The 6,870-nt window shown below is 63.0% G+C and carries 4 protein-coding genes; 3 read left to right on the top strand and 1 reads right to left on the bottom strand.

What is annotated here, in order from left to right:
- The first annotated feature begins 406 nt into the window (after positions 1–406).
- Positions 407–2,482, top strand: coding sequence for a molybdopterin-containing oxidoreductase family protein (locus C5F75_RS16485; protein WP_059580816.1), 2,076 nt, complete (start codon positions 407–409; stop codon positions 2,480–2,482).
- Positions 2,483–2,619: 137 nt separating this feature from the next.
- Positions 2,620–4,293 carry a long-chain fatty acid--CoA ligase gene (locus C5F75_RS16480; protein ID WP_059580818.1) on the top strand — a complete coding sequence of 558 codons (1,674 nt, stop codon included), beginning with the start codon at positions 2,620–2,622 and terminating at the stop codon, positions 4,291–4,293.
- Between the two features lie 288 nt (positions 4,294–4,581).
- On the opposite strand, the gene C5F75_RS16475 is transcribed toward C5F75_RS16480, so the two are convergent.
- Positions 4,582–5,733: a porin gene (locus C5F75_RS16475; RefSeq protein WP_059580821.1), complete on the bottom strand. Its 1,152-nt coding sequence runs from the start codon at positions 5,731–5,733 to the stop codon at positions 4,582–4,584.
- A gap of 276 nt (positions 5,734–6,009) precedes the next feature.
- Between C5F75_RS16475 and coq7 the strand changes: the two genes are divergently transcribed.
- On the top strand, positions 6,010–6,636 hold the full coding sequence (coq7, locus tag C5F75_RS16470; protein ID WP_059580823.1) for a 2-polyprenyl-3-methyl-6-methoxy-1,4-benzoquinone monooxygenase: 627 nt from the start codon (positions 6,010–6,012) through the stop codon (positions 6,634–6,636).
- The last annotated feature ends 234 nt before the right edge of the window (positions 6,637–6,870 follow it).

Genomic DNA, 6,870 nt, shown 5'->3' with positions numbered 1-6,870 from the left:
CCCGTGTGAAAGTAGGTAATCGTCAGGCTCCCTAAGCCAGAAACCCCCGCCCGACAAGGCGGGGGTTTTTGCATTTCAGCGATGGAAATGCACGCGGACGGGCAAAGCGTTGCCAAGGTGACCTACCTGAGTGAACTTCCCGTCCGACACATCGATCGCGGCGTCGATTCTCCCAATGGCTGCCATCTCTAGTGATTCAGCCGCATACTGGCCGTATCTCCGATCAAGGTCGCATTTGCCTTGAAGCGCCTCACCGGCAAGCAGTCCAGTGCGGTTGCTTTCCCTCCACCGCACCCGGCACCTCCACTTGGTCTTCGGTCAGATAATCCCCAATCGGTGCGAAATGAACGCGTTATTCAGCGTGTCCACGTAAAATTTGCAAATCCCCATCTCTGCATTCAAGACCATGAACGCCGCCACCCAAGTAGCCCGGGCCGTTTGCCCGCATGATTGTCCGGACACATGCGCAATGCGTGTGACCGTCGAAAATGGCAAGGCGATCAAGGTCACGGGCGATCCCGACCATCCGCCGACGCAGGGCGTGTTGTGTACGAAAGTCAGCCGATACGCGGATCGCGTTCATCATCCCGACCGCCTCACTGTCCCGCTCAAGCGTGTCGGTGCCAAGGGGGAAGGGCGTTTCATGCCAATCAGCTGGAGCGAGGCGTTCGACGAGATTGGGCGTCGACTCGGTGAAATCGCCGCGCGCGCGCCGGAGGCGATCGTGCCATACAGCTATGCGGGAACGATGGGGCTCGTGCAAGGCGAGGGCATCGCCCAGCGCTTCTTTCACAAGCTCGGCGCCTCGCGGCTCGAGCGCACGATCTGCTCGGCAGCCGGCGCAGCGGGGTTGCGATATACGTACGGCGGCAACGTCGGCATGCATCTCGAGTACTTCGAGGAAAGCGAGCTGATTCTGATATGGGGCGCGAATCCGATTGCATCGAGCCTGCACTTCTGGACCCGCGCGCAGGAAGCGAAGCGCCGGGGCGCGCGTCTTGTCGCGATCGATCCGTATCGTTCGCTGACCGCGGAGAAATGCCACCAGCACATCGCATTGAAGCCCGGTACCGACGGCGCGTTTGCGCTCGGCATGATGCATGTGCTGATTACCGAAAACCTGCTCGATCACCGTTACATCGCCGACCATACGCTCGGCTTCGACGCGCTCAAGGCGCGCGCCATGTCCTATCCGCCGGAACGCGTTGCGCAGATCTGCGGCATCGACCCATCGGAACTGATCGATCTTGCGCGTCGCTACGGCGCCACCCGCAAGGCTTCGATCCGCCTCAACTACGGCATGCAGCGCGTTCGCGGCGGCGGCAATGCCGTGCGCGCGATCGCCAGCCTGCCGGCGTTGACCGGGGCATGGCGCGATCGGGCCGGTGGGCTGCTGCTCTCGTCGTCGGAATCCGCACCGGTCAACCAAGCGGCGCTGCTGCGTCCGGATCTGATGCCGGGTTGGCCGCACAAGCTGCCGCGCATCATCAACATGAATGCGATCGGCGACGCGTTGCTGCACCCGGGCGACGCGACATTCGGGCCGAAAGTCGAAGCGGTGATCGTGTACAACTCGAATCCGGTCGCGGTCGCGCCCGATTCGTCGAAGGTCGCCGCAGGCTTCGCACGCGACGATCTGTTCACGGTCGTTCTAGAGCACTTCAAGACAGATACAGCCGATTTCGCTGACATTGTCTTGCCGGCGACCACGCAACTCGAGCATCTGGATGTCCATAAGTCGTACGGCCATACCTACGTGATGGCAAACCTGCCGGCGATTCCGCCGGTGGGCGACGCGCGGCCGAACACGGAGATCTTTCGCGGGATCGCACGCAGCATGGGGCTCGACGAGCCCGCGCTCTATCACAGCGACGAAGAGGTCGCGCGCGCGGCGCTTCGCTGGGACGATCCGGCGCTCGACAGCGACTGGGACACGCTGAAGCAGGCCGGCTGGCTGAAGCTCAAGCTGCTGGACGCGCCGTTCGCGAACGGCGGCTTCCGCACGCCTTCGGGAAAGTGCGAGTTCTACAGCCCGCGGCTCGAGCAGATGGGCAAGGACCCCGTCCCCGACTACCAGCCGCCGTTCGAGTCGGCCGAGGCCGCGCCCGAGCTCGCCGCACGCTATCCGCTGGCGATGATTTCGCCGCCGGCCCGCCACTTCCTGAACAGCACGTTCGTGAACGTCGACAGCCTGCGTTCGACGGAAGGCGAGCCGCATCTCGACATGCACCCGTCCGACGCCCGCGCGCGCGGCATCGCGGAGGGCGACGTCGTCCGGATCTTCAATGACCGCGGCTCGATGCAGGCGCTCGCGCGAATTACCGATCGTGCGCGTGCCGGGCTGGTCGTCGGGTTATCGATATGGTGGAAGAAGCTGTCGCCGGACGGCAGGAACGCGAACGAAGTGACGAGCCAGGCGCTGACCGATCTGGGCAATTCGGCGACGTTTTACGATTGTCTTGTGGAAGTTGAGCGGATTTGATCGAATATTGCCGTATGATCAGACGATATCGATAGGGAAGTTCGAAGTGGACATCTAACCCTGTTGTCTCGGGGCGGGGGAGCCGTTAGGATGCGTTTTAGCACGACCATTCGAAAATCTGTGAGGAGACGCGCGGTATGGACAAAATTTGGCTGAAATCGTACCCACCCGGCGTTCCAGCCGAAATTGACTCCTCGCCTTATCCGTCTGTCCCTGACCTGCTCGACGAGAGCTTCCGTCAGTATCGGGACCGTACCGCGTTCGTCTGCATGGGCAAGGGCATCACGTACGGCGAACTCGACACGCTGTCGCGCGAGTTCGGTGCGTGGCTGCAATCCCGCGGTCTGGCACGCGGGGCGCGCGTCGCGATCATGATGCCGAACGTGCTGCAATACCCGGTGACGATCGCCGCGGTATTGCGCGCCGGCTATACCGTGGTCAACGTCAATCCGCTCTATACGCCGCGCGAGCTCGAGCATCAACTGAAGGACAGTGGTGCCGAGGCGATCGTCATCCTGGAGAATTTCGCGTCGACGCTGCAGGCCGTCATCGCCAATACGGCCGTCAAGCACGTGGTCGTCGCATCGATGGGCGACCTGCTGGGCATCAAGGGATGGCTCGTCAATTACGTCGTGCGCAACGTGAAGAAGATGGTGCCGGCGTGGCAACTGCCGTCGTTCACGCGCTTCAAGGCCGCGCTGTCCGAAGGCGCGCGGCAGACGTTCAAGCCGCAGAAAATCGGCCCCGACGACGTCGCGTTCCTGCAGTACACGGGTGGTACGACCGGCGTCGCGAAGGGGGCGACGCTGCTGCACCGGAACATCGTGTCGAACGTGCTGCAGGCGGGCGCCTGGCACCATCCGGCTCATGAGAAATTCCCGGACGTGAAACAGTTCGTGACGGTCGTCGCACTGCCGTTGTATCACGTGTTCGCGCTGACCGTCTGCGGTTTCCTGACGATGCGCACGGGCGGCATGGGCATCCTGATCCCGAACCCGCGCGACATCGCCGGCATGATCAAGGAGCTGAAGGGCTACCAGATCTCGACGATTCCGGCCGTCAACACGCTGTACAACGCGCTGCTGAACCATCCCGAATTCGGTCAGCTCGACCTGTCGAAGCTCGTGATCGCCAACGGTGGCGGCATGGCGATCCAGGAAGGCGTGGCGAAGCGCTGGTACGAAAAGACCGGCACCGCGATCATCGAAGGATACGGGTTGTCCGAAACGTCGCCGGTGGCCACCTGCAACCCCGTGACGGCGACCGAATACAGCGGCACGATTGGTCTGCCGCTGCCGTCGACCGAAGTCGCGATCCGCGACGATGCCGGCAACGACGTCCCGCTCGGCGAACCCGGCGAGATCTGCATCCGCGGGCCGCAGGTGATGGCCGGCTACTGGAACCGACCGGACGAGACCGCGAAGGTCATGTTCGCGGACGGCTTCTTCAAGACGGGCGATGTCGGCGTGATGGATGCGCGCGGCTACGTGAAGATCGTCGATCGCAAGAAAGACATGATTCTCGTATCCGGCTTCAACGTGTATCCGAATGAAGTCGAGGACGTGGTGGCGTCGCATCCGGGCGTATTCGAGGTGGCGGCGGTCGGCGTGCCGGACGAGCATTCCGGCGAAGCCGTGAAGCTGTTCGTCGTGAAAAAGGATCCGGCGCTGACCGACAAGGACATCCTCGCCTATTGCAAGGAGCGGCTCACCGGGTACAAGCGGCCGAAGCTGGTCGAGTTCCGCACGGAGCTGCCGAAGACGAACGTCGGCAAGATCCTGCGGCGCGAACTGCGCGACGGACGCGCGTAACGCGCGCAACGATGCGATCGAACGACAAAGCCCGGCACTTGCCGGGTTTTTTGTCTGTGGGGCGGGCTGGATGACGGAAGCGCGCGTTACGTGCGGGAGACCGCGGCAAGCCTCGCGTTTCGGCCTGACGGTCGGGGGGAGGGGACGGCGCGCCGTGACGTACGTCTACCGTCGACCCGCTCGACCCACTGCCGCCGCCCCGCCACCCGCTGGCCTACCCGCCGCCCCGGAAAAGAAAAAGGCGCCCGAAGGCGCCTTCAATATGCCGCGGCTTGTCAGACAAGCTGATTAGAACTTGTGACGGATACCGACGCGTGCCGCGACCTGGTTGCTGGTGCTCGACCCGGCCAGACCGTTGATCGCTGCCGTTGCCTTCAGGACGTTGCCGTTCGAATCGAGCACGTTGCCCGATGCGTGCTGGTACACGCCGATCACGTAGACGTCGGTGCGCTTCGACAGGAAGTAGTCGACGCCCAGCGAGCCCTGGTGGTACTTGGCCGCCGAGTTGCCGTCGATCTTGCTGCCTTGCGTGTAGTCGTACGCCGCGCCGAGGATCAACGCCGGGGTCAACTGGTACTTGAAGTTGATTTCGCCATTGTTGAACGTCGCGGTCTGGTTCACGAACGGGCCTGCCGAGAAGCCCTTGAACTTCGTGTTCGAGTACGTCGCACCGATCGTCGCCGCGCCGAACGTGTAGGCACCGCCCGCGCCGATGACCTGGTACGTGTTCGCGTTGTTCGCGTACGCGCCGTAGATCGGCGACGAGACCGACGAAGACGTCGAGCCGTTGTTGAACATGCCGCCGAACTGGTTCGGCGTACGTGCGTTCAAGTAACCGACGCCCAACACCAACGGGCCGTTGGTGTAGCCGGCGCCGAGCGACCAGACCTGGTTCTTCGAGAACTGGCCCGCCTGACCGCCAAAGCTGTACAGGCCGCCGAACGTGAGGCCGCCGTAGTTCGCGCTCGTGAACTTGACCGCGTTGTTCACGCGATACGCGTTGTTGAAGTTGTCGAGGTCGCCCGGGTGAGCGGCGATGTAGCCGCCCCACTGGTCGCCTGCCTCGAGCGGGCCGACGAAGTCGACGACGGAGTCGTACTGACGACCCAGCGTGACCGTACCGTACGGGCTCGACAGGCCGACGTAAGCCTGACGACCGAACATCAGGCCGCCCTGACCGAGCCTGCCGCTGTTCACGTCGAAACCGTTTTCGAGGGTGAAGATCGCCTTCAGGCCGCCACCGAGATCTTCGGTGCCGCGCAGGCCGAAGCGGCTGCCTTGCATCACGCCGCTGGCGAGGCCGTACAGGTGCTTGCCGCCTGCGTTGTTGTTGAAGAGGAAGCCTTCATCGATGATGCCGTAAAGCGTCACGCTGCTTTGCGCATGGGCAGCGCCAGCGAACGCGCCCAGCGCGACGAGCGCGAGAAGCGACTTTTTCATTAGCGGATCTCCAAGAATCACTGAATTTTTTTGACGGGGCGGATAGTTATGTTCTGTCGACGAGCCCCATCAACTTCGCAAGAAGTCGGACGTAATGTAGCAAAGCCGATTTTTGCCACAAAGCGAAATGCTGCTGCTCAAGGTCGCCATGTTTCCTTTATGCAACAATGGTTAAAATCACGGGTTAACCGCAATTTCCGCTGAATAATCAAGTCGGTTACGCAGCGGACTCGTGCCTTTGCCGCGCGCAGCGGCACCTGCAGCCAGGAGAACAGGATGGTGTTGGATGAACTGATCAGCGAATTCGATCGTGGCCTGCGATCGCTGACCGGCATTAGCCGGATGAGCCGGCCGGTGCCCGTGCCGGCCGATGCGCCGGACGTCGAACTGACGCTCGCCGAGCGCACGCACGCGGCCGGACTGATGCGTGTGAACCACGTCGGCGAGGTCTGCGCGCAGGCGCTCTACCAGGCGCAGAAGCTCACCGCGCGCACGGCGTCGGCGAAGGCGATGTTCGAGGAGGCCGCGCGCGAGGAGGAGGATCACCTCGCGTGGACCGCGCACCGGCTGAAGGAACTCGACTCGCGGCCGAGCCTGCTGAACCCGCTGTGGTATGCCGGCGCGCTCGCGATCGGCGTGGCGGCCGGCACCCTCGGCGACAAGGTCAGCCTCGGCTTCATGGCCGAGACGGAGCGGCAGGTCGAGAGCCATCTCGAAGGTCACATGTCGGAGTTGCCGGCCACCGACGCCGCGTCGCGCGCCATCGTCGACCAGATGCGGATCGACGAAGTGAAGCACGGGAAGGCCGCGACCGACGCCGGCGGGATCGAGCTGCCGCTGCCCGCGCGGATGCTGATGCGTGCCGCGTCGAAAGTCATGACGAGCACCGCGTACTATCTCTGAGATTTGCGCCGGGGCGGCGTGGGACGTCGCCCCGGTTCGCCGCCTCCGGTATCGCCCGCCTACTCCTCGTTTTCCCGCCCCCGAAAGCCCCGTCCGCACGCCCGTCTGGCCCGTCTTTCTCACGTATCACCTTCACAAGTTGCACTAGCTCATTCATTTATAACGGTTTTTGGTATGAGGGGTCGCATGAGCTTGTGCGCGTAAGTCCTTGTTCTAACTAACAAAATTCGTCAA

Origin of the sequence: Burkholderia anthinoferrum (assembly GCF_002925705.1) — a bacterium.
Classification (GTDB): Bacteria; Pseudomonadota; Gammaproteobacteria; order Burkholderiales; family Burkholderiaceae; genus Burkholderia; species Burkholderia semiarida.
This window is presented reverse-complemented; position numbering and strand designations above follow the sequence as displayed.